The organism is Pseudoalteromonas sp. SIMBA_162 (genome assembly GCF_046535955.1).
GTDB lineage: Bacteria > Pseudomonadota > Gammaproteobacteria > Enterobacterales > Alteromonadaceae > Pseudoalteromonas > Pseudoalteromonas marina.
This window is the reverse complement of sequence record NZ_JAWJBQ010000499.1, coordinates 1-267: the sequence shown is the minus strand read 5'-3', so window position 1 is coordinate 267 and position 267 is coordinate 1. Positions and strand designations below refer to the sequence as shown.

1 protein-coding gene is annotated in these 267 nt (G+C 50.2%); it reads right to left on the bottom strand.

Annotated features, from left to right (window positions below; translation table 11 throughout):
• Window positions 1–229: LysE family transporter (locus R0J88_RS20670; RefSeq protein WP_329926873.1), on the bottom strand; the 229-nt coding region annotated here is incomplete at its 3' end.
• Window positions 230–267: the final 38 nt, after the last annotated feature.

Genomic DNA, 267 nt, shown 5'->3' with positions numbered 1-267 from the left:
CCACCATAATCAGCGTATGCAGCCAGGCCATTTTTTCGATAATCAAATGTAGGCCAAGCAACGCAATCCCAGCCCAAACCATTACGCCGCAGGTAATGCCCAGCACGCCCATCATCGCTTCTTTACGGGAACGACTAACAGCGGTCTGAGAGACAAAAAAGAAATCGGGACCGGGGCTCATAAGCGCCACAATATGCACCATGGCGACGGTGAGAAATAACATCAACATACATTTGACTCGCGGGGGAAACGTTTACGGAGTCTTCA